The sequence below is a fragment of the Streptomyces sp. BBFR51 genome, assembly GCF_044591655.1.
Lineage (GTDB): Bacteria > Actinomycetota > Actinomycetes > Streptomycetales > Streptomycetaceae > Streptomyces.
The window spans coordinates 7,175,526-7,196,153 of record NZ_CP172448.1 but is presented as its reverse complement, the minus strand read 5'-3'; the positions used below and the strand labels follow the sequence as shown (position 1 = coordinate 7,196,153).

15 protein-coding genes are annotated in these 20,628 nt (G+C 69.1%); 8 read left to right on the top strand and 7 right to left on the bottom strand.

The genetic code is table 11. The features are described from left to right. Window positions 1-310: 310 nt before the first annotated feature. Window positions 311-829, top strand: a complete 519-nt coding sequence (locus ACGH7X_RS32715) for an ATP-binding protein (RefSeq protein WP_399892126.1) — start codon at window positions 311-313, stop codon at window positions 827-829. A gap of 168 nt (window positions 830-997) precedes the next feature. On the opposite strand, the gene ACGH7X_RS32710 is transcribed toward ACGH7X_RS32715, so the two are convergent. Together ACGH7X_RS32710 and ACGH7X_RS32705 are read right to left on the bottom strand one after the other, a co-directional pair. Further along, window positions 998-1,588: a hypothetical protein gene (locus ACGH7X_RS32710; protein WP_399892123.1), complete on the bottom strand. Its 591-nt coding sequence runs from the start codon at window positions 1,586-1,588 to the stop codon at window positions 998-1,000. Between the two features lie 6 nt (window positions 1,589-1,594). Continuing rightward, a complete protein-coding gene (locus tag ACGH7X_RS32705; RefSeq protein ID WP_399892120.1) occupies window positions 1,595-3,793 on the bottom strand; it encodes a PrsW family glutamic-type intramembrane protease in 2,199 nt (732 codons plus the stop codon). Between the two features lie 152 nt (window positions 3,794-3,945). Here ACGH7X_RS32705 and ACGH7X_RS32700 point away from each other — a divergent pair, with 152 nt between their 5' ends. The 5 genes from ACGH7X_RS32700 (at window position 3,946) to ACGH7X_RS32680 (ending at window position 12,154) form a co-directional block, all read left to right on the top strand. Continuing rightward, complete coding sequence (locus ACGH7X_RS32700) at window positions 3,946-6,414, top strand: AAA family ATPase (RefSeq protein WP_399892117.1); 2,469 nt, start codon at window positions 3,946-3,948, stop codon at window positions 6,412-6,414. Continuing rightward, the gene (locus ACGH7X_RS32695) at window positions 6,411-6,809 is read left to right on the top strand and encodes a hypothetical protein (RefSeq protein WP_399892115.1); all 399 of its coding nucleotides are present in this window, start codon (window positions 6,411-6,413) and stop codon (window positions 6,807-6,809) included. Before ACGH7X_RS32700 ends, ACGH7X_RS32695 begins: the two co-directional genes overlap by 4 nt. Before the next feature lie 76 nt (window positions 6,810-6,885). Then, the gene (locus ACGH7X_RS32690) at window positions 6,886-8,682 is read left to right on the top strand and encodes a DUF4357 domain-containing protein (RefSeq protein WP_399892112.1); all 1,797 of its coding nucleotides are present in this window, start codon (window positions 6,886-6,888) and stop codon (window positions 8,680-8,682) included. Further along, window positions 8,679-9,935 (top strand): McrC family protein, encoded by a 1,257-nt coding sequence (locus ACGH7X_RS32685; protein ID WP_399892109.1) that lies wholly within the window; start codon window positions 8,679-8,681, stop codon window positions 9,933-9,935. The genes ACGH7X_RS32690 and ACGH7X_RS32685 overlap by 4 nt, the downstream gene beginning before the upstream one ends. An 80-nt stretch (window positions 9,936-10,015) precedes the next feature. After that, window positions 10,016-12,154 carry a UvrD-helicase domain-containing protein gene (locus ACGH7X_RS32680; protein ID WP_399892107.1) on the top strand — a complete coding sequence of 713 codons (2,139 nt, stop codon included), beginning with the start codon at window positions 10,016-10,018 and terminating at the stop codon, window positions 12,152-12,154. Window positions 12,155-12,161: 7 nt separating this feature from the next. Here the strand turns inward: ACGH7X_RS32680 and ACGH7X_RS32675 are convergent, their stop codons facing one another. From ACGH7X_RS32675 to ACGH7X_RS32665, 3 genes are all read right to left on the bottom strand, one after another. Beyond that, on the bottom strand, window positions 12,162-13,787 hold the full coding sequence (locus ACGH7X_RS32675) for a class I SAM-dependent DNA methyltransferase (protein WP_399897493.1): 1,626 nt from the start codon (window positions 13,785-13,787) through the stop codon (window positions 12,162-12,164). A gap of 276 nt (window positions 13,788-14,063) precedes the next feature. Beyond that, window positions 14,064-15,344 (bottom strand): PQQ-binding-like beta-propeller repeat protein, encoded by a 1,281-nt coding sequence (locus tag ACGH7X_RS32670; protein ID WP_399892104.1) that lies wholly within the window; start codon window positions 15,342-15,344, stop codon window positions 14,064-14,066. Window positions 15,345-15,564: 220 nt separating this feature from the next. Next, window positions 15,565-15,996: a MarR family winged helix-turn-helix transcriptional regulator gene (locus ACGH7X_RS32665; protein WP_399892101.1), complete on the bottom strand. Its 432-nt coding sequence runs from the start codon at window positions 15,994-15,996 to the stop codon at window positions 15,565-15,567. A 127-nt stretch (window positions 15,997-16,123) separates the two neighbouring features. Between ACGH7X_RS32665 and ACGH7X_RS32660 the strand changes: the two genes are divergently transcribed. Continuing rightward, window positions 16,124-16,954 carry an SDR family NAD(P)-dependent oxidoreductase gene (locus ACGH7X_RS32660; protein ID WP_399892098.1) on the top strand — a complete coding sequence of 277 codons (831 nt, stop codon included), beginning with the start codon at window positions 16,124-16,126 and terminating at the stop codon, window positions 16,952-16,954. 171 nt (window positions 16,955-17,125) lie between these two features. After that, window positions 17,126-17,482, top strand: a complete 357-nt coding sequence (locus tag ACGH7X_RS32655) for a hypothetical protein (RefSeq protein ID WP_399892095.1) — start codon at window positions 17,126-17,128, stop codon at window positions 17,480-17,482. 363 nt (window positions 17,483-17,845) lie between these two features. Here ACGH7X_RS32655 and ACGH7X_RS32650 read toward each other — a convergent pair whose 3' ends face one another. Both ACGH7X_RS32650 and ACGH7X_RS32645 read right to left on the bottom strand, forming a co-directional pair. Beyond that, entirely contained in the window at window positions 17,846-18,958 is a 1,113-nt protein-coding gene (locus ACGH7X_RS32650; RefSeq protein ID WP_399892092.1) for a hypothetical protein, read from the bottom strand. Between the two features lie 101 nt (window positions 18,959-19,059). Beyond that, a complete protein-coding gene (locus ACGH7X_RS32645; RefSeq protein WP_399892089.1) occupies window positions 19,060-20,202 on the bottom strand; it encodes a hypothetical protein in 1,143 nt (380 codons plus the stop codon). Between the last annotated feature and the right edge of the window lie 426 nt (window positions 20,203-20,628).

Sequence of the window (20,628 nt, the reverse complement as noted above, 5' to 3'; positions counted from 1 at the left end):
CCCTTTCACGTGAACACTGCGGCAAGCACTGTGGGCGCACAGGCACACCTCGTGCCCGCCCCGTCTCCCAGCGATCGCCGGCACCCAGCGTCGCCGACGCGAACCCGCGCAATCCACCGAACATGCCCGTACGGTGACGCACCGTACGTGGAGGTCACTGCGAGGCCGCGTTCCATGCCCGCAGCGGTCGCTGATCTGTACCCAGCGTGACGCCCGGCCCGCGTACCGCCTACAAATACCGTGCGTACGCTCACTCTGCGTACGGTCCGCACTCCTGGATTGCGCCCCGATCGCCGGTCATCGTGGCCCCATGAGCGCAACCACGCCCCAGTCTCCTGCCACCGTGCGGACATTCACGCAGCAGTTCTCGTCCACTCGTCGCGGCGCCCGCCTCGCCCGGCTGCTCACCTACGAGCAGTTGCGTACCTGGCAGATGTCACCCGACGTCGCTGACCGTGCGGAGCAGATCGTGGCGGAGCTCGCGGCCAACGCGGCTCTGCAGGGCCGGGTCCAAGGGCGGGATTTCCGCCTCTCCCTCACTCACGACCTGGCCGCCGCCGGCGTTCTCCGCATCGCCGTGACCGACGCCCGCGGGGACGTGCCTCCCTCTCCGGTGACGGACTTTGTCACACCCCTCCACAACGAGTCGGGCCGCGGCCTGCTCATCGTCGCCGCACTCGCCGACAGCTGGGGTACGGAACCGTATCCACCCGGCGGCAAGACCGTCTGGGCCGAGGTGTCCCACCGGTCGGCGACCGCGGTGCCGTCGCGTCCTACGGAATTCGTCACGGGTGCCCTGCGGAACGCGCCGCAGGTAAGCAGCCGATAGCTGGCGCGCGGGCGGGGCAGTAGGCGGGCGGTGCGCCGCCCACCTGCCCCGACCCGCTGGGGCGTGATCGCGGAGAGCTGGAGCTCGGGGCAGGAAACTCCCCGTCCCGTGGACCGAGACCGTGGGACCAGAAGCGGCCATCTCAGGGAACCATCGCAGGGCCGGAGATCAGTCGTCCGCGCCACTCCTGTAGGTCACCAATGGGGGCTCCACGTTCCGGTGAACGGACCGCAGTTGGGCATGCTCCGCTGCCACCTCAGGCCGCACCTCCAACACGTCTGGCCACTCGGCGACTACGACTGGCCGCCCCAGTACCAGACCGTCCCAGTCCATCTCCTCCGTGAGCCCGCGACGATCGACGACTACACCGAAGGTCCGGGCCCGTTCGGCGTCAACGACGAGTGAGACTGCCCGAATCGCCGCCTCACGCTCTGCATGCCACATACCGTCGAGACCGAATTCGACCACCAGCCCCCGATCGCTCACACGCCGGAACCTCGTGAACATGTCCGTCTCGTCGTTCAGCCACAATTGAAAGTTGAGCTCGGCCCGGTCCCTCAGTGTGAGGAGCTCGACCAGTTCGGCGCGTGAGACCTGGAGTTGCTTCCCCCAGGAATCCGGGCCGTTGGTGATGACTGTGATGGCGTTCGACCCGGGATGGGCAAGGTGCACACCCTGCGTCTCGAGGGCGCCCAGGACGCGTTCGACACCGTCCCTGGCGAACGGCTCGGTGTACCAGAAGAAGAATCCGTCACTCATTCCATGTCACCTCGTGAACGTGTGCACGTTCGCATCGCCCAGAATCCTCCTGGCCAGCGCGAGTGCCGAATCCGGTGTCCCGTCTTCCAGGTATACCTGAGCCCGTACGCCCCGCTGCTCCGCCGCGTACTTGAGGATGTGGCATTTCTCCCCGAACTTCGCCAGATTCCTCGCCTTCGCCGGTCCTCCGACGGCGATGTACGAACCGTCTTTGCCGATCACGTCCACGTCGGTGGTGCCGGCTCCTGGTTTGGTGACCTTGAGTCCGGGCTTGCCCGGCGCACCCGAAGGGATCGTCCCCTCAGTCAGCTCGGCGACCTTTTGCTCACGAGCGGCACCGACCTTCTCTGCCTGCACGGGATCCGTCGAGTGCGGACCCTGTCGCCCGGACGACGCCCCTCCCCCGCCGCCCGGTGGCTCCGTCGAAGAACCACCCGCGCCCACCGCCATGAGAACAACACCTGCGATACCCAGCCGCGCCGCGGCGAGCGTTGCCTGCGCTGCCGCAGCCCCAGCGGCGGCCCCCGAACCGGCGAACGCCAGCCCTGCTCCCGGTGGGAAGAGCGCGAGCAGCGACAGCAGGATCAGGGCAAAGCCGAGGTAGACGAGGAATCTGTCGAGCGCTTCCAGGAGGTGGGCCGCGGGGATGGCCCGTCCATCGGGTCCGATGTCGCCCAGGCCACGCCACAGGAGCAACCCTCCCGCGGTGACCGAGCCGATGGCCGATCCGAACCAAAGGCGGTGCGTGGCAAGTTGCTCGCCGAAGGGCTGAGCGGCGGTCTGGCGCCAGGTCCAGGTCAATGCCATCAGTTGCCAGACGATCCATGCCAGGGCGGCGATCGCGCACCCCATGAGGAGATTGGGCCCTGCTCCTGTTGCGAAGAACTCCTGGAGCCATGCGGTGGACTTGAATGATCCGATTCCGAGGAACAGGACGGACGGGAGCGCGAGCAGACAAGGTACGAGCAGCAGCCATCTGCTTGCGACGCTACCCGCAGCAGCCCTCGCGACCCGCAGATGAGCATGTATGTCGACGGCACGCCAGGGGCGTTCGTGGTCGGTGGCGTCCATGCGACGCGCGATCTCGACGACGGTCCGGCGTAGCGAATCGATGTCAGAGGGGGGCGCATGGGCTGCTTGGGCGTAGCAGAGAGATCGGCGCAGGCGTGAGAACCGGAGCGCGATCAGGAGGCTCCACGGCAAGCGCCATGCCGCGTAGCGGGTGAGGGCCGCGATACCGTCGCCGTCGGTTACCTCGGAGGTCAGCAGCACGTCCGGCATGCTCTGCTTGCCGCGGTGTACTTGCCGCAGGTCGATGACCATAGCGAGCATGAGCGTTGCGAGGGAAATGATCCACATGCGGGAGTCGAGCCCTTCCAGCCAGTCCCGCTGCTGTCCTTGGCGCCCGTTCTCTGCCACGTAGTTGTTCAGTGTGTGGTGCGCCACCGCCACGGCCGCCGGTACCAGGGCAATGGGCTTCCACCAGGCCGGCATTCGCCACAGCAGGCCCACCCCCAGACCGGCGAGTGCCGTCCACACCAGGTGAGAGAAGGTGGCTGTCACCGTGGGGGCGGTGTGGCCGAGGTCCAAAGAATCGGACGGCGCGGGGATCCATGCGGCGAAGATTTGGCCAGGGCCGGGTATGTACGGCGGCGAGAGGCTGTCCGGGATGATCCAGCCGCCGTCGGGGCGAGCGAGGGCGCGGTCCGCGTCCAGCGCGTAGCGCAACAGCGATTCCAGCAGCCCGAAACCCGCGCCGAGAGCCGCACCCAGCACCACGAAGTCAGTGAGGCACCACTGTCGGCGCACCTTCGCGTATAAGCCGACTAGCACCAGCGGAGCCGCCTTGGCCAGCTCTTCCAGCCACGGCGCCACTGTGTGGCTGGTGGTGTCCACGACCTGTGCGAGCGAGCGCCCCGTCTGGTTCGCGATCACGCGGGTGTAGGTGAGTTCCAGCAGCCCCACAGCCGTTCCGCACGCGAACACGCCGACGGCGATCGCCAGCAGCACCGTGGACAGGCGTACCGACCGAGTGGGCGATGAGAGCACGAATAGTTGCACCACGCCGTAGACGGCCGCCGCGACCATCATGAACGACACCCGAGTACCCCCGTAGGTCAGCACGTTGCTATCGCGAATGCGCAGACTAGGGGAGTCGTCGACGCGATCACAGAAGAAATCCGGCCGGTCCGCGAGCGGCAACAAGGAAGCACGTTCGAAGTTAGCTCACAAATACAGATGTCGACGCGTCTTGATATCTGTTGACATCGCTAACGTGACTCCATCATGCTCGTGTCGCCAACACCGGCAGCTCTCTGTCAACGCCGGTCACGCAGCCATGTCTCAAGGAGCAGAACGTGCCCGAGCAGCCGCCCATTTCGCCCGATCCCAGCACCACTTCAGCCATCGACACCCCCGACTCCCCCGACTCCCTACGCAGCCTCCTGCTCGACCGCCTGCGTCACTCCGGACTCGGGCCGGAGGCTCTCGCTCTGCTGAGGGAGTTGCTGCCGGAGGAGCAGGCGAGGAAGAGCGGTGTGCGGACCGAGCCGATCCAGCTCCGGTCCATCACCGCCGCCGGCTGGCGTGGCATTGGTCCCCGGACCACTCTCGAACTGCCACCCGGCCCCGGCCTGGTGGTCGTCGCCGGGCCGAACGGCTCGGGCAAGTCCAGCTTTGCCGAAGCGGCGGAGACCGCGATGACGGGGCACAACTCGCGCTGGGAAGGGCGGCGGGCCGGTGACTGGCAGAAGGGGTGGCGCAACCTGCACAGCCCCGAGGTCATGCCCGAGGTCGGCGTCGAGTTGGCGGTCGGCGAGCGCGGTGAGACCGTGACCTTGCGACGGACGTGGCGGAGCAACAAGCTCGACGAGGCCCGGACCGAGGCGGAGGCGTCGGACGGCTCGGAGCGGAAGCCGGCGGAGATCGTCGACCCCGAGGCCCTGGACCTGGCCCGGCCCTTCCTGCCGTACAGCGAGCTCGGGTCGATGATCAACGGCACACTCGGTGGCCTCCACGACGCCTTCTTCAAACTCCTCGGACTCGAACTGCTCGCGGAGTTCGACGGCCGGGTCAAAGCCGCCGCGAATGAGTGCGACAAGGCCATCAAGCACGCGGACTCACTCACCGCGCCATTGCTTGACGAGCTGGCCGCGCTCGACGATCCGAGGGCTCGCGAGGCCGCACAGGCACTGACGGCAGCCAGGCCCGAACTCGGCAGGGTGCGAGCGCTGCTGGAGAGCCGCACTCCTGCCGCGGAGGCCGAGCTGAACCAGCTACGGCAGCGTGCCAGCCTTGCCGGGCCGGATCTGCGTGAGGTGGGTGGGGCGGTCTCCCGGCTGCGCGCGGCGGCCACCGCTGCCGAGGAGGCCAGGTACAGCAGCGCCGAGGAGGCCCGCCGCCTGGCCCGGTTGCTGGAGTCGGCACTGGAGCACCAACGCCGGTCCGGGAACGCGGACTGCCCGGTCTGCGGCACGGAGAACCGGCTCGACCGGGCGTGGGCGGAGCAGGCACGGGCGGAGGTCGAGCGGCTCCAGAGGGAGGCCGTGGTGGCCGAGGCCGCGCGCAAGGACGGGACGGTCGCGGTGCGGGCCGTCCACGACCTCGTTCAGCCGGTTCCGGTGTGGCTGCGTGGTGAGACGTCTCCGCTCGCGTCCCTCTGGCAGGAATGGGCCCAGTGCCGGGACATCACGCATCCCAGGGAGCTCGCGGACCGTATCGAGCGCGCCGCGGCCCTGCTCGACGACGCCTGCCGGCAGGTGCGGGAGGAGGCCGCACAGCGGCTGTCGGAGCACGACGGTGCCTGGCGGCCGACGGCCGTGCGGCTCGCGGAGTGGTTGGGCGCGGCCGAGGCCGCCGAGACAGCGCGCGACCGTCGCAAGCACGCGCGCAAGGCGCGGACGTGGCTGCGGCCGATCATCGACGAGCTGCGCGACGAACGCCTGCGCCCCTTCGCGCAGAGGTCTCAGGAGGTGTGGCAGAAGTTGTGCGAGCACAGCAGTGTCATGCTCGGATCCGTCACACTCTCGGGGACCCCTGGACGCGGCAAGGTTGAACTCGGTGTCTCGGTGGACGACATGGACGCTCCCGCATACAGCGTGATGAGCCAGGGTGAGCTGCACTCCCTTGCGCTCTCCCTGTTCCTGCCGCGCGCCACCCATGCAGCCAGTCCGTTCGGCTTCCTCGTCATCGACGACCCGGTTCAGTCGATGGATCCGGAGAAGGTCGAGGGGCTGGCCCGGGTCCTGGACGCCTGCGCCAGGGACCGCCAAGTGCTTGTCTTCACCCACGACACTCGCCTCCAGCAGGCCATCGCGCACCTCGGCATCAAAGCCACCGTTCTACGCGTCACCCGGCAGACCGACTCGGTGGTGGGCGTGGAGACTCTCACCGACCCGGTGGATCAGGCGCTCTCGGAAGCGCGCGCCGTCTCCCTCGACCCCGGCCTGCCTCAAGACGTGGCCGAGCACGTGCTGCCCGCGATGTGCCGGGTGGCAGTAGAGGCCGCCTGTCTTCAGACCGCGCGGCGCAGGCTCCGTGACGAGCGAGGGTTGAGCCTGCGAACGGTCGAGGAGCGCATCGCGTCCCTGGACCGTACGAAGTCCTACGTGTCCCTCGCCCTTCTCGGAGACGAGCAGCAGTCCGCCCGTGAGGCCGTCGAACGGATCTACAGCGGGGGCTGGGCGCTGGTGAACACCTTCAACGCCGGTGCGCACGCGCCTCTGCCGGGCGTCGACGACCGGAAGGACCTCGTGCGTCGCACCACAGCTCTCGCGAACGCGATCCTTCGTAGCGCTGGAGCCCGGCAGGCCGGAGGCACTCGGTGAGCGCCTCTCCCCAAGCCATGGTGACCGCCGCCCGCCGTCTCCTGTTGCCCGAGGCCGGGGCTGTGCAGAGCCTGGCCCCCGGCCTGCGCGCCCGTGCCGCCGCCGTACTGCTCCGCATGGCGCTCGACCTGGCCCTGGACGCCTACTGGCTGAATGTCACCCCGTCGATGACACACGTCGGCAAACACCGCATGCTCTGCCTCGAGTGGTACGCGGGGCACGAAACCGCCCGTCAGTGCCGCACCACCTGGACCGCGCTCAGTGCCGCCTGCCACTACCGCTCCTACGAACTGCCCCCGGCCTCAGTGGAGATCCATGCCCGGTTGCAGGAGGTCGACGGCATTTTGGCGGCCCTGGCACCCGACGACAATGGCCTGTCCGGCACATCGACGTGACCGAGCGACGGCAGGCCCCACAGTCGGTGCCTGCCAGTACGCTGCGTGAAGGATCGGATCAGCAGGTGAGGGGCGCATGGCCGACGAGTATCCCGAGTTCCGGCTGCGGCTGCCGAACGGCGGGCCCTACGCGCGGGGGCGTGTGTTGCCCTTGAAGGGGATGAACGGGAGTCCGAAGTTTCTGGTGCTGGCCGGTTCGCCGGTACGAAGGGAGGTCCTGCCGGGCGCGGGGCCGTACGCGACGGCGCAGCGGGAGGCTTTGATCGAGGAAGGGGCCATCCGGGAGTCGCAGCGGTGGCCCGGTTATCTGGAGACCGGCCGGGACATCGAGTGCAACTCGCCGTCGGCCGCGGCATCGATCGTGGCCGGGCGTGGCTCGGACGCTCTCACCGAGTGGCGTTCGGAGGAGGACTTCCCGCTCGTCGACTATCTGGGGCACTCGTGGCGTCTGCCCCGCAAGGCGTGGCTGGTGCGCGGATCGAACGTGGCGGGGCGCGACCTGGTGAGACGGCTGTGGCTGCCCGACGGGATGGTCACGCTCGCAGCGACACACCTGCCGCCGGTCGGCGAGGACGATCCCACCAAGAGCGCCCTGCGCCGATACGTGCAAGAGGGCTACGACGCCAGTGCCTCCTACAGTCAGAAGCAGGTGATGGTCGACGAACTGCACTACTTCCTCACCCAGATGCGTACCGGCGACATCGTCTGCACCATCTCCGGAGGACGCCTCCACGTCGGACTCGTCGACAGCGCGGCCGAGCAGGTCGAGTCCGAGGGCGGGCTCACCAATCTGCGCCGGGAGGTGACCTGGCGGCGTGATGTGCCCTACGACGAGTTGCCGGAGGCACTCCAGCAGAAGCTGTCCGTGCAACATGACGTCGTGGACCTCACCACCGTGCTTCCCCTCATCGACGGGCTCGGGCGAAGCGACGAGGAGCTGGCCGAGGAGGCCGAGGCCGAAGACCGGGACCCCACCACGGAAGTACCGGCGATCGTCGCCCGCCGTGACCCGGAATTGCCCGAGCCCACGGACGAACTGGCCACCGAACTGCTCGTCCACGATATGGCGTGGCTGCGTGAGGTGCGTGACCTGCTCGCCGACGAGCGGCAACTGGTGTTCTACGGTCCTCCCGGCACCGGCAAGACCTACCTCGCACTGAAGCTCGCCGAGTTCCTGGGGGGCGGCCCGGAGCAGGTCAAGCTGGTGCAGTTCCATCCGTCGTACGCCTACGAGGACTTCTTCGAAGGGTTCCGGCCACAGGAGGACACGGAGACCCGGCAGGTGGCGTTCCGGCTGACCGCCGGCCCCCTGCGCGAACTCGCCGACCTCGCCTCCCGCGAGGGAAACGGGCACATCCCGCACTTCCTGATCATCGACGAGATCAACCGCGCCAACCTGGCCAAGGTCTTCGGCGAGCTGTACTTCCTCCTGGAGTACCGGAACAAGTCGGTACGCCTGACGTACTCCGGGGACGACTTCTCGCTGCCGCGCAACCTGTTCGTCATCGGCACGATGAACACCGCGGACCGCTCGATCGCCCTCGTCGACGCGGCCATGCGACGACGGTTCGCGTTCGTGGAGTTGTCGCCGCGTACCGAGCCGACGAGTGGGCTGCTGCGTCGCTGGCTGGAGCGGGAGGGCAGGGAGCCTGAGCCCGCCGACCTGCTCGAAGCGCTCAACTCCCGTATCGACGATCCCGACTTCCGCATCGGGCCCTCGTATCTGATGAAGAAGGGCGTCTTCCGGGAAGGCGGCCTGGAGCGGACCTGGCGGACGAAGATCCTTCCGCTGCTGGAGGAGCACCACTACGGCGAGGGTGTGGACATCGAGGCGCGGTACGGGCTGGCCGCGCTGCGAGAGTCACTGGCATGACGGTCGCCGGAGGCGGTGCTCGCGCGGAAGCGAAACCCGCGACAGCGGAGGTGCTGTCCAGCGTCGAGCTGGTCGAGTACGTTGCTGCCGCCGGCCTCGCCCTGCCCGACGGTGTGGGGCAGGTGCTGGCCGCCGGAGACGTCGTCGACGCGGCGCCCGACCCCTACACGCCCGGCCGCTGGACGGTGCGGGCCGGCAGCAAGGTCGGGGCTGTGAACATCGCCGTGCCAGGCATACGGGAACCCTTCACCGTACGAGTGAGACCCAAGGTGCCCATCGCCCGTCTCTTCTTCCTGCTCGGCTACAGCCTCGATCCCACGGGCGGCTGGCGCGACAGGGAAGTGGACGTGGCCGAGCACCGGGACGTGATGCCCGCCCTCGCCCATGCCGTGGAGCGCCAGGTCGACCGTGCACTGCGCCAGGGGCTGCTTCAGGGGTACCGGGCTGCCGAGGAGAGCTCCCTGGTCGTCCGCGGCCGGATCAGGGAGGCGGAGCAGATCCGGCGGCGGTTCGGTGCGATGCTGCCGGTGGAAGTGGCGTACGACGAGTTCACCACCGACATCGCCGAGAACCGCATCCTGCGCACGGCCGTCGAGCGGTTGCTCCGGCTGCCCGGTGTCCCGCTCGAGGTGCGGCGCCGACTGCTGCACCAGCGTGCCCGGCTCGCCGAGGTCACGCCCATCGTACGGGGGCAGCCCATGCCCGGCTGGCAGCCGACCCGGCTCAACGCCCGGTACCAGAGCGCCCTGCGTCTCGCCGAGGTTCTCCTCGGCGGTGCCTCGGTTGAGCACGCTCCCGGCGGGCTGCGCCTCGACGGGTTCCTGTTCGACATGAACCAGCTCTTCGAGGACTTCGTGACCGTCGCGCTGCGCGAGGCCCTGCGTGGTTCGGGCCAGTTGGCCCGACTCCAGGACAGCCACCACCTCGACGAGGCCTCGGCCATCCGCATGCGGCCGGACTTCGTGCTGTACGGGCCGGACGGCACCCCGTGCGCGGTGGCGGATGCCAAGTACAAGGCGGAGAAGCGGGGTGGCTACCCGGATGCCGACCTCTACCAGATGCTGGCCTACTGCACCGCACTCGGCTTGGGTGAGGGGCACCTGGTCTACGCGAAGGGCAACGCCTCGCACGCCGCCCACCGGGTACGTCACGCCGGCATCCTGATCCACCAGCACGCGCTCGACCTTGATCAGGGGTCGGCGGGACTGCTCGAAGACATCGCTGAGGTCGCGCGGCGGATGAGGGCCGGCTGACGCGACCGCGCCGGTCCCCGCCGCCACAGCGCCCGTATGATCGACCACGCAGTGTCAGTCCGGGGTGGGGAGTGCGCATCGTGCCGCAGCTTGCGTTTGCCAACAGTTTCTGGGAGAGCTACGACGCTCTCGAGAAGCCGGTCAGGAACGGCGTTCGCAAGGCGATGCAGAAGTTCCAGCAGCTCACCGTTCCAGAGTTGCAGCAGGACAAGGGACTGCACCTGGAGTCGGTCGAGAAGGCCGCCGACCGCCGCATGCGGACCATCCGCATCAACGACTTCTGGCGGGGCGTCGTGCTTGCCCCTGACGACGGCAGTGATGTCTTCCTGCTGGTCAACGTGGTGACGCACGACGACGCCTACACCTGGGCGGCCAAGCGGCTGTACACGACGAACTCCGCGACGCGGGCCCTGGAAGTCCGCAACGTGAGGGCGATCGAGCAACTGACCCCGCAGCTCGAGAAGGCGGCCGCCGCGGCCGAGTCGCTGCTGTTCGCCAAGTACTCGGACACCGTGTTGCGCGAGCTGGGCATCGACGATCAGGTGCTGCGGGCGGTGCGGACGATTATCGACAAGGCTCAGCTGGAGGCCTTCGGGACGCTGCTGCCGGAGGACCAGTTCGAGGCGTTGCAGTACCTCGCCGAGGGGTTCCCGCCCGAGGAGGTGTACCGGGACGTGGTCGCCGTACGTCGTCCCGTCGACGCCGGGCCCGACCCGGACGAGACCCTCGCCGCTGCCATCGTGAACACGACCAGCCGGATCACGCTGGTCAGCGGGCCGGACGAACTCGCCGACATTCTGGAGAAGCCGTTCGCGGCCTGGCGGGTGTTCCTGCATCCCTCACAGCGTCGGGTCGCCTACCGGGTGTCCTACGGCGGTCCGGTGCAGGTCACCGGCGGTCCCGGGACCGGCAAGACCGTCGCCGCCCTGCATCGGGTCAAGCATCTGCTGACCCGGACGCCCGACACCCGGGTCCTGCTCACCACGTACACCAACGCGCTGGCCGCCTCGCTGCGCGAGAACCTGGTCCTCCTCCTGGACGGTGACGAGTCGTTGCTCGGCCGGGTCGAGGTCACGACCGTCAACGCGTACGCGCACGGTGTGGTGGCCCGTCACGACGGCAAGGTGTCCTCCCCCATCGGTGACCGGGAGGAGCGGCAGGTGTGGCAGCGGGTCGTCAAGAAGCTCGGACTTCCGTGGACGGAGCAGTTCCTGGCGCAGGAGTACCGGCATGTCGTCCTCGCCCAGGACCTGCGCACTCTGGACGCGTACCGGGCCGCATCCCGGCGTGGTCGTGGCAGTGCGCTGTCGCCGATCCGCAGGGAGCAATTGTGGCCCGCAGTCGAGATGTTCGAGTCGATGTTGCGCGACCAGAGGGCGACGACGCATCTCAAAGTGTGTGCCCGGGCGGCCGAACTGCTCGCGGCGTCGGCGCCGACGCACGACCACGTGGTGGTCGACGAGGCGCAGGACCTGCATCCGGCTCAGTGGCGTGTGCTGCGTGGCGCGGTGGCACCGGGCAGTGACGATCTGTTCCTCACCGGGGACCCGCATCAGCGGATCTACGATTCGAGGGTCTCGCTCGGTTCGCTCGGCATCGCGGTGGCGGGACGCACCCACCGGCTGCGTATCAACTACCGCAGCACCGAGGAGATCCTCGCCTGGTCCACGGGCATCCTCAGCCCTGTCTCCGTCGACGACCTGGGCGGTGAGGGCAGCGACACGCTCGCTGGCTACCGTTCGCTGCTGCACGGGCGCAGGCCACAGGTCGGAGGGCACGGCTCGGAGCACGCGGAGATCGCGGCGCTCGTCGAGCAGGTTCGCAAGTGGATCGCGCAGGGCATCAAGCCCTCCGAGATCGGCGTGTGCGCCCGGTTCAACGTGCTCCTGGACAAGGCCTACGACAAGCTGACGGCGGCCGGCGTTCCGGTGGTTCGGGTCAAGGACCAGCCGGCGCCCGGCGTGGACGGGGTGCGCCTGGCCACGATGCACGCCATGAAGGGGCTGGAGTTCCGCTGTGTCGCCGTGCTCGGGGTGACCGCGGGAGCGGTGCCGTTCGCCCGCGAGGTGACTCCCGCGGCCGTGGACGCGTTGCAGCACGACTCCGACCTGTTGCGTGAACGCTGCCTTCTGTTCGTCGCCTGCACCAGGGCGCGTGAGGCGCTGGCGGTCTCGTGGAGCGGGGCGGGGAGTCCGTTCGTACCGGACGGCGGGTCGTGACGGGGCATCACCCTCGCGGTCGGAGCGCGCCGTTGCCGATGCCGTCACGGGCCAGTTCGCCGGCCTGCCTGCTCAGCTCGGCAACCCGGCGCGCCCGTTCCTCGAACTCCTGCAGCCTGCGGAACGCGGTTCCGTAATGGCGCTGCTCGGCAATGTCCATCTGCGGAATGCGGGCTCCCTTTCCGTCAAGCCGGAAGGTCCCGCTGGCACTCGTGGAACGCCGGGTGTTGGACGTGCTGCGCAGGAAACCCCGTAGGAAGTCCGTGTCGAGCTGGTCGCTGGTCGAGACGGGCTCCAGGCCGCCGTACTCGACGAGACCGGCACGGGCCAGGTCGGACACGCTCACGGAGGAGCCGTCCAGAGCACCGGGGCCCTCGCCCGCGATCAGCTCCGGCAGCAACTCGGCCAGCAGGCGCACCTGCTCACTCAGTTCCTGCCGAATGGCCCCGTACTCGGTCGCGTAGTCGCGGTGCGACTCCTCCACGTAGCGGCCGGGCGTGAGGTCGACCGTGTCGTCGAGGAGATCGATGAGCGGGACGTCCGCGATCTGCTCGGGTGCCGGCTCCAGATCTCCGTCCGGGTCGTTGGCGGCCAGGTCGATCATGCGCACGCTCGTCGCGGCATCGCCCACGGTCGATGGGCGGCGCAGGTGCCACAGGTGCACGGGGAGGGCGTGCGAGGCCGCGCTGCCCGCCGGCAGGGAGACGACCTGGGTGAGGACGCCGCGGCGTACCAGCTCGGCGCGGATGCGCCGGCCCGCCTTCCGGTATGCGACCGACGCGGGCATGACCACGACGACCCGACCACCGGGGGCGGTGTGGGCGTACGCGTGCTGGAGCCAGGCGAGCTCGCCTTCGGCGCGCGAGGGTGTTCCGAGCTCCCAGCGGGAGTCGAGAAGCAGTTCCTCCCGCCCCCAGTCTGCGTCTCCCACCGGGGGGTCGCAGACAACGAGGTCCGCCTTGAGGCTCGGCCACTTGTCGTCGCGCAGGGAGTCTCCGGCAACGACGTCCACGTCGGTACGTCCCGCGAGATCCGCGCGTACCTGGGCGAACCGAGCACTGTGAGGCTCGCTCTCCTGGCCTCGCCGCCGCGGCCCGCGGTCCGGACCGACGGCGAGCAGCAGAGTACCGATGCCGCACGCCGGATCGAGGACGGTGGCGTCGGACGCCACCTCTCCCGCGAAGTGACGCAGGGCCCGGACGATGCGCGGTGAGGTGACCTGGTCCGACCCGGCCCTGCGTACGGAGTCCGTGAAGCGCTCCGCCAGAGCCTCCGCCACGTCGCTTGCCGCTCCCCTCTCGGCGAGGACACGCGCCAGACGAACGGCCTCTGCCGGCAGCTCGCACGATTTCGGCGCCTTCCCCTCGGCGAGAACCTGCGCCACCGCCGCCAGCCCCCGGACCATGTCCTCGCCGTACGTCGCCCGCAACGCCTGCCAGAGCTGTACCTCCTCGGATACGTCCTGGCCCTTCCGCTGCTTGCTCAACCACGTCTGCACATCAGCCAGAGCGAAGAGCGGGCTGTTCACACTTCCACCGGCAGGCGCGGGAAAGTCCTCGTAGCGCCGCCTCCAATTGGAGACTGCGGCACGGGTGACGCCTGCGAGCCGAGCGATCTCGGAGCCGGTGACCATGGGGGCGTCCGGGACCGCGGGAGTGTCTACCATAGTCCGTAACCGTACACACCGCCTACCGCCGGTTCAATGAACCTTTCGTTGACTACGCTAACGGCACATTGGGGCGATCCACTCGTAAAATACGTGCCGGACTGCACAGGCAGCGGAACGACTGGGATGCTAGCCCGTTCGCTTCGAGACTCAGGCATCGAGTCGATGCATCCCCGCAGCGCACGGTGGCCGTTACGGGCGGGGCCCGGCGTCCGTCACCGTTCCGTTGCCGCTCGACCCGCGTCACACCGGCAGCGCGTGCAGCCTCTTGCCGTGCAGCGCGAAGACGCGTTTGCCGTCGGTTGCCACCAGCCAGGCGTGATAGTCGCCCGACTTGTCGTTGAACGTCCAGCGCACCGCGCCGGTCCTCGCGTCCATGGCGATGATGCCGCCCTGCTTGTCCAGGTCCGTGGCGCCGTAGAGGGTGTCGCCCGCCTTGACGTACTGCCTCGGCACCTGGAGCCCCGCGTCCGCGAGGGCCTGGGATTTCCAGAGCTGCTTGCCGGTCTGCGGGTCGACGGCCCACATTGTCCTGGCGCTGTCGGAGATGTACAGCACGTCCTCCAGTACCGCCGGTTCCCTGAAGAGGGCCGTGTCCGACGCTTCCAGGGACCACTTCTCCTTGCCGTCGGCCAGGTTGAACGCCTGGAGCACGTTCCCCTGGGGGACGATGACCAGGTCCTGGTGGACGGTGAAGAAGCCGTAGTTCGTCTTGGTCGTCTTGTGCGTCCACACCTGCCTGCCGCTCGCGGTGTCGCGCACGGTGAGGTTCTTCTTGAAGTCGGTGTAGACGAGGTGGCGGCCCCGGACGGCGGCGTGGATGCCGTTCTGCTGAGTGCCGATGTCGCGCTGTTCCTTCCAGGCGACCCTGCCGGTGGTGCTGTTGAGGGCGGCGATGACGTTGGTCTTGGACGAACCGTCGTCCTCGAGGATCTCGGCGATGACGTACACCTGTCCCTCGTCCACCGCGATCGGCCGCGGCTGCCGGTACTCCTTGCCAAGCCGGCTGCGCCAGGTCTCCTTGCCGGAGGCCGGGTCGTATCCGATGACGGAGCCGTCGTACTCGCTGCTGGCCAAGTAGAGGGTGTCCGCGCCGAGCAGCAAGGGGGCACCGGGGACCACACCGCCCGGCAGGGACCACTTCTGGCCGCCGGTCGCGGCGTCGAGGGCGGCCAGCGGACTGCCGCTGGCGATCACGGCGCCGCCCGCGGCCACCAACTCGTCGTTGTCCCCGTAGGTCTCGGCCGAGGTCGACTCCGTCCACAGCGGTTCGGGAACCTGTCCCTTCTTGCCGGTGCCGGTGCCGCCACCGTCGCCGGAGCCCTTGCCGCCGCCGTTCGGCTCGGCATCGCCGGCGCTTCCCGGCTCCTTGGCGTCGACGGCGTCCTCGTCGCAGCCGACCGTGCCGGCGGTCAGCACCGCCAGCGCGAGACCGCCGCCGGCCATCCGCAGTAGACGCCGCCGGGAGGAAGAAGCGGACGCCCCGGGTGTTCTGTCGTCCGACGTGCTGTCTCGCATGGCCATGTGCCGTACCCCCGTGATTCGTCGGTGCAGGAACCCGAACAGAAAGGCCCACGCCGTACCGAAGACACGGACGTACGCCTCTGCGACCAGGAACGTTAGCCGGGCTCCCGTGACGCTCACACCTCCAGATCCCAACCGCGACAGCACCGTGAAGCAATCGAGACGACTCGTCGACGATCACCCTCACGACGGTGCCGCGGGCGGCCGTCCCGCCTTGACCTCAGGCCATCTCCGCGGCCGGGTCGAGGGCCTTCCCCAGGAGATCCACCAGCTGGCGCAGCTCCTCGTCCCCAAGCCGTGCGAACGGCGTCAGCTCCAGCGTCGCCTTGATGACGGCCGATCGCACGCGACGCCCGTCCTCCGTCAGGGCCACGACGCGGGAGCGGCGGTCGGCGGGATCGGCGGAGCGTTCGACCAGGCCGCGGTCGGTGAGCTGGTTCATGACGAAGCTGAGGTTGGGCGCGTTGCAGTACAGGCGGCCGGCCAGGGTCTTCATCGAGGGCGGTGCCTGGTCCGGGTCGATGGCCCACAGGGCCTGAGCGGTCGCAGGGGTCAGGCCGTGCTCGGCCAGGACGGCCTCGATCCGGTCGCCGGTCTGCATGAAGAGCTCGTGGTTCGCCGCCACCGCCGCCTCGAGGGTGCTTCGCGTCATGGACTCATCGTACGCCTATTTACTTCGAGGCTCGAAGTGTATGTTGGGCTCAATTGGTTCGAGGCTCGAAGCATTCTTTCGTGGGCCGTTCCATGCCCGCATCCAGCCGAACAGGAAGCACTCACCCATGCACGACTACACGAACACCACCGCCCTGGTCACCGGCGCTTCGAAGGGGTTGGGCCAGGCCTACGCGCGAGAACTGGCCGCTCGGGGCGCGCGGTTGCTCCTGGTCGCCCGCTCGGCAGACGCGCTCCACGCCCTTGCCGAACAGATCCGGACCACGCATTCCGTCCGCGTCGACGTGATCGCCGCGGACCTGTCGGACCGGCGGTCGCCGCAGAGGGTCGTCGACGCCGTCGACGGACTCGGTCTGGACGTGGATCTCCTGGTCAACAACGCCGGGATGGGGGCCGTGGGGCCTTTCCTCGGCCGGCCCCTCGCGCCCAACCTCCAGTCCGTCGACGTGAACGTCACCGCGTTGGTCGGGCTGGTCCACCTCCTGGGGGCCCGCATGGTCGAACGCGGCCGTGGCGGCATCGTCAACATCGCCTCCACCGCCGCCTTCCAGCCCATGCCGTACCAGGCGAGCTACGCCGCGACCAAGGCGTTCGTGCTCTCGTTCACCGAGGCGCTCGCCGAGGAGGTCCGCGGCACCGGCGTACGCGTGATGGCGGCCCACCCGGGAGCCACCGCCACCGGGTTCTTCGACCGTACGACCGCTTCCATGAACCCCAAGTTCACGGATGCCCCCGCCGACGTGGCCGCCAGGACGCTCGACGACTTCGCCCGGGGCCGGGCCGTCTCCTTCCCCGGGCGGGCGTCCCAGCGCATCGGGGTCTGGGCGTCGAGGGTGCTTCCCCGCACCACGGTCACGCGCCTCACGGGCGCTCTCAACCGCCGGCTGGGATTCCGCGACGTCAGCGATCTCGACCCCGCCGCCGCGCCGGGGCGGTGATGACCACCCAACAGGATCACGAAGGCCGGGATGGAGGAGGGAGCAGCCGGCCGAACCTGGGCAACCGCCCGGTGACGCGACGATCGGCGTCCCTGCTCGCTGTCCGCGGCCAGACGACCCGTCCATCCTGGGTGGCCTACTGCGCACAGATGTGAACAGGGGGCCGATGAAATGGTTCCAGCGGGATCGGGGCAGCGGCCCGTAGGTGTGGTGCCGCTCTCCGGCGTCGCCAAGAGTGAGAGCCTGCCCGAACAGGCACCTCGACTGCTCACCGCAGGTGGCCCGGTGCTGCAGCGGATCAGCGGCGACAGTGACCAGGTCGCACGGATGACGACGCTTACGGAGCCGGTCATCCTGGACATCACCCATCAGGGACGAGGCCACTTCGTCGTGGACGCCCTGGACGCCGGCCTGCACTCTCGAAGCCAACTCGTCTACACCGACGGGCCTTTCGCCTGCCTGCTCTGGTCAACGCCGACGACCGGACGGTGCGGGCACTCAGAGTGCGGGCGGACGGGCCGGGGGTGATCGAGGCGACCGCGGTGTCGAGCGCTCTGGCCCCCGGGGGTTGCTTCGCTCTGCCACGAGGGCGACCCGCGGTCCGAGGACGGCGGCTGTTTCCTCGTCGACACCTTTGAGCGGGAGTAGGGACGGTTTCCTCGACGAGCTGGCCAACCACGTCGGGCCATGGCGGCGTGAGGCGCCGTTGACCGGACCGTGCCTCATCTACGCCCGCTCGGACGGGCCGTCGTCCATCAGCGTGCAGTCCCTGTAGGTCCCCGGTCTTCGTGGATACGGCCTCGCGCGTCTGGTGGCGGGGCGCGCGGCGCCCCGGCGCCGCGCGAAAGGGCCGACCGCCACCGGGCAGGCATCCGCCAGCCGCACCCATCTCTACGACCAGCTCAGGAACAGCGTGTAGGTGTCCAGGAGATCGCTGACCACGCCGGTCGCCGCCCCTTCCTCCGTGGTCGGCACCACCCTGTGGTCGGGCTTCCGATACGCGTAGTCGTCGTCGCTCCGCCGGGCGTTGGGCGGGTGGACGGCGACGAGGAAATACTTCCCGTCCGGCGACACCAGCATCCCCTCCGCGACGGTCCCGTCCTGCGGGCCGACCACGCTGAGCGGGGCGTCCGAGGCGCGGCCGGTACGGGAGTCCATGATCCGGAAGGTGCCGCTCGAGGTGCGGCACAGCACCCGGTCGTCGCCGGTCCAGCCGACGACGCCGACGCACCCGCTGAGCAGGGTGGCCCGGTGCGCCGAGCGGGAGGTGAGCGCTCCTGAGGAGTTCCAGGTGTCGAAGACGTTCCCGAAGACCTTCGGTGCCTTGGCGGTGAGCCGCCGGCCGCCCGGTGCCAGGTGGACCGTGTCCGCCTGGACGGCCCGTGGGGGCTTGCCCATGACGGTCAGGGGCAGTCCGTGCCCGGCGGCCGGCCCTTCGTCCGACAGACGGTGTGCGCCCTCGGTGGACCGGGAGCCGATCCTCTGCCCGCCGGCCGGTGCGCTGTACGTGAACCACACGCTGCGCCCGTCCGGCGACATCACCGCGTTCTGTTCGTCGTCACCTGTCGCGTCGCTCAACCGCACGACTTCGTCGAGGTCGGCGCCGCTCACCACGTAACCGACGTGAGAGACCTCTTTGTTGCCGGGGTCGCGGAGGACCACTGCCATGCGCGTGAACGCCAGGTCGAAGAGCGCACGAACCCGGGGTGCCATGTACTCCAGGGTGGCCACCTTGTAGGGGGACGGGTTGTCCGGGTTCATGCCGCAGAGGTCTACGAGTGGACTGTTGACCGCCTTCACGCCCGCATAGTTCGTGAAGGCGGCGTCGCTCGGAATGGGGAACGTCCTTTCGGCGCGCGGTTGCCACGACTCGGCGTCCCAGGCCCGGAGGGTGACGGCGGCGTAGCGCGCGCCCATGCCGCACGTGGCGGTGACGACCGTGTCTTCGCGGGTGAAGGGGCTGTCAGGGAGGGCGTATCCCCGGTTGCCCAGGTAGGGCGCCACGGGTGCCGAGGATTTCGAGGCCGGCTCGTCCTCGGCCGGTTGACCGCTGCACCCCTGGACGCACAGAACGACCAGGGCGAGGCAAGCCACCGCCTTGCGCGTCAGACCAGGTCGCACAACGGCCCCTTGGGGTTCTTGTGACACGGCGTCCAGGCGACGGAACCGAAGACCCACTTCTGTCGGAGGTTCGCCGGGACGGACTCTGTACGGATGCGCAGCGGCTTGCCCTCGTCGTCCTTCAGCTGGAGCCACTCGCCCTTCTGGTAGGAGTCGTTGTAGTGGACCTTGACACCCCACTCGCACGACTGTCCCGGTGTTGCGATCGCCTCCACCCTGAGGCCGCCGGAGGGCTGGCCGCCTCCGACCTCGATGTAGTGGGTGCCGAAGTAGGACTCGCCCTGTCCCTCGGCGTCGTCGGTGAGCACGGGCTCGTCGGCGCGGGGCGGAAGGTGGAGCCGGATGCCCTGATAGGCGGCTCCGCCTTGCGGCGGAAGGGCGACGACGGTCCGCGCGGTGCTCTTGCGGCACGTGATGTCGGTGGTTTTCCAGCCGTCGATGACGACGGCGGAGGACCGGGTGCTCAGCACTGTCATCTTGAACGCGTCGGTGAGTTCCAGGCGGCCGTCCGAAGTGTGACGCTTGTACCGATCGGGGGCGTGTTCCATCACGGACGCGTACACGAGCGGGCGGCCGCCCAGCCCCTTCAGGTAGGAGAAGGCAGAACCGGGGTCGCCGGTCGTCAGTTTCCGCGCCTCGTCGGCGGTCAGTTCCCGGTCGAGGACCATCGCCCACGTCGGGGGCTCGCCCTCCTCCGGCCGCACCGACACCGTGAACGGGGTCTTGGCCGCGTCGATACCCGTGTTGGTGTCGTTCTCCCTGATCGCGCTCGGCTTGATCATGAGGTACGCCACCAACACCGTGCCCATGACGCCCAGGAGACCGATACCCGCCTTCACCAGCAGCCAGCGGAGCTTCTTGCGCCGGGAAGCCTCGGGGTCCACCCCGAGCACGTCGGAGACGAGCACCTCGAGGGTCCCGTCGGGGCGGTCTCCCCCGTTGGTGGGCGGCTGCGGTGAGGGCGGCGCGGGGTCGGCGGGCGGTGGGGTCGTGTTCGCGTCCGATTCCGCGTCCGATTCCGCGTCCGATTCCGCGTCCGCGTGCTGCCCGGTGGGCTCGGCGGGGCTTCCGCCGCCGTCCTCAGGCTGCGGCTCCGGAGTCCCGTCCGGTGAAGCGGTCGTCGTCATGCCAGTCCCCCTGCAACGCGTCGCGTCCCGTCTGCGGGGCCGATGACGCCCGTGTCGACCAGGCCGCTCGAAGCTGCCCTGATCCCTTGTCACGTACCGGTTCACCCGTCACGTACAGCAGTCTGCCGTACCGGCGTCACCTCGGGTGACACACCGGTCACAGTCGGGACGTCGGCGCCACGCGTTTCTCCCCCTCCCACCACTACCCGCCCAACACGGCCATGGCAACAGGCGAACCACGTCTGCCCGTTCACGCTGCCGGTCGGCTCAACGGGCCCGTACCCGTCGCCTCGGCGGCCGGAAACCCCCGCGCCCGTCGTCCCGGGCGTAACGCTCGGCAAGCAGACCACCGACCCGCCGAAGGCCGTCGGGTCAAAACGTGCCCGCAGTGCCATTTCCCCTCGCACTCGATGAGAGTGCCGCCCG

What these genes read in the sequence shown, in the direction of transcription:
- ACGH7X_RS32715 (WP_399892126.1), top strand. Translation starts at nt 311, where the DNA reads ATGAGCGCAACCACGCCCCAGTCTCCTGCCACCGTGCGGACATTCACG.
- ACGH7X_RS32710 (WP_399892123.1), bottom strand. Translation starts at nt 1,588, where the DNA reads ATGAGTGACGGATTCTTCTTCTGGTACACCGAGCCGTTCGCCAGGGAC.
- ACGH7X_RS32690 (WP_399892112.1), top strand. Translation starts at nt 6,886, where the DNA reads ATGGCCGACGAGTATCCCGAGTTCCGGCTGCGGCTGCCGAACGGCGGG.
- ACGH7X_RS32685 (WP_399892109.1), top strand. Translation starts at nt 8,679, where the DNA reads ATGACGGTCGCCGGAGGCGGTGCTCGCGCGGAAGCGAAACCCGCGACA.
- ACGH7X_RS32675 (WP_399897493.1), bottom strand. Translation starts at nt 13,787, where the DNA reads ATGGTCACCGGCTCCGAGATCGCTCGGCTCGCAGGCGTCACCCGTGCC.
- ACGH7X_RS32670 (WP_399892104.1), bottom strand. Translation starts at nt 15,344, where the DNA reads ATGGCCATGCGAGACAGCACGTCGGACGACAGAACACCCGGGGCGTCC.
- ACGH7X_RS32665 (WP_399892101.1), bottom strand. Translation starts at nt 15,996, where the DNA reads ATGACGCGAAGCACCCTCGAGGCGGCGGTGGCGGCGAACCACGAGCTC.
- ACGH7X_RS32660 (WP_399892098.1), top strand. Translation starts at nt 16,124, where the DNA reads ATGCACGACTACACGAACACCACCGCCCTGGTCACCGGCGCTTCGAAG.
- ACGH7X_RS32655 (WP_399892095.1), top strand. Translation starts at nt 17,126, where the DNA reads ATGGTTCCAGCGGGATCGGGGCAGCGGCCCGTAGGTGTGGTGCCGCTC.
- ACGH7X_RS32645 (WP_399892089.1), bottom strand. Translation starts at nt 20,202, where the DNA reads ATGACGACGACCGCTTCACCGGACGGGACTCCGGAGCCGCAGCCTGAG.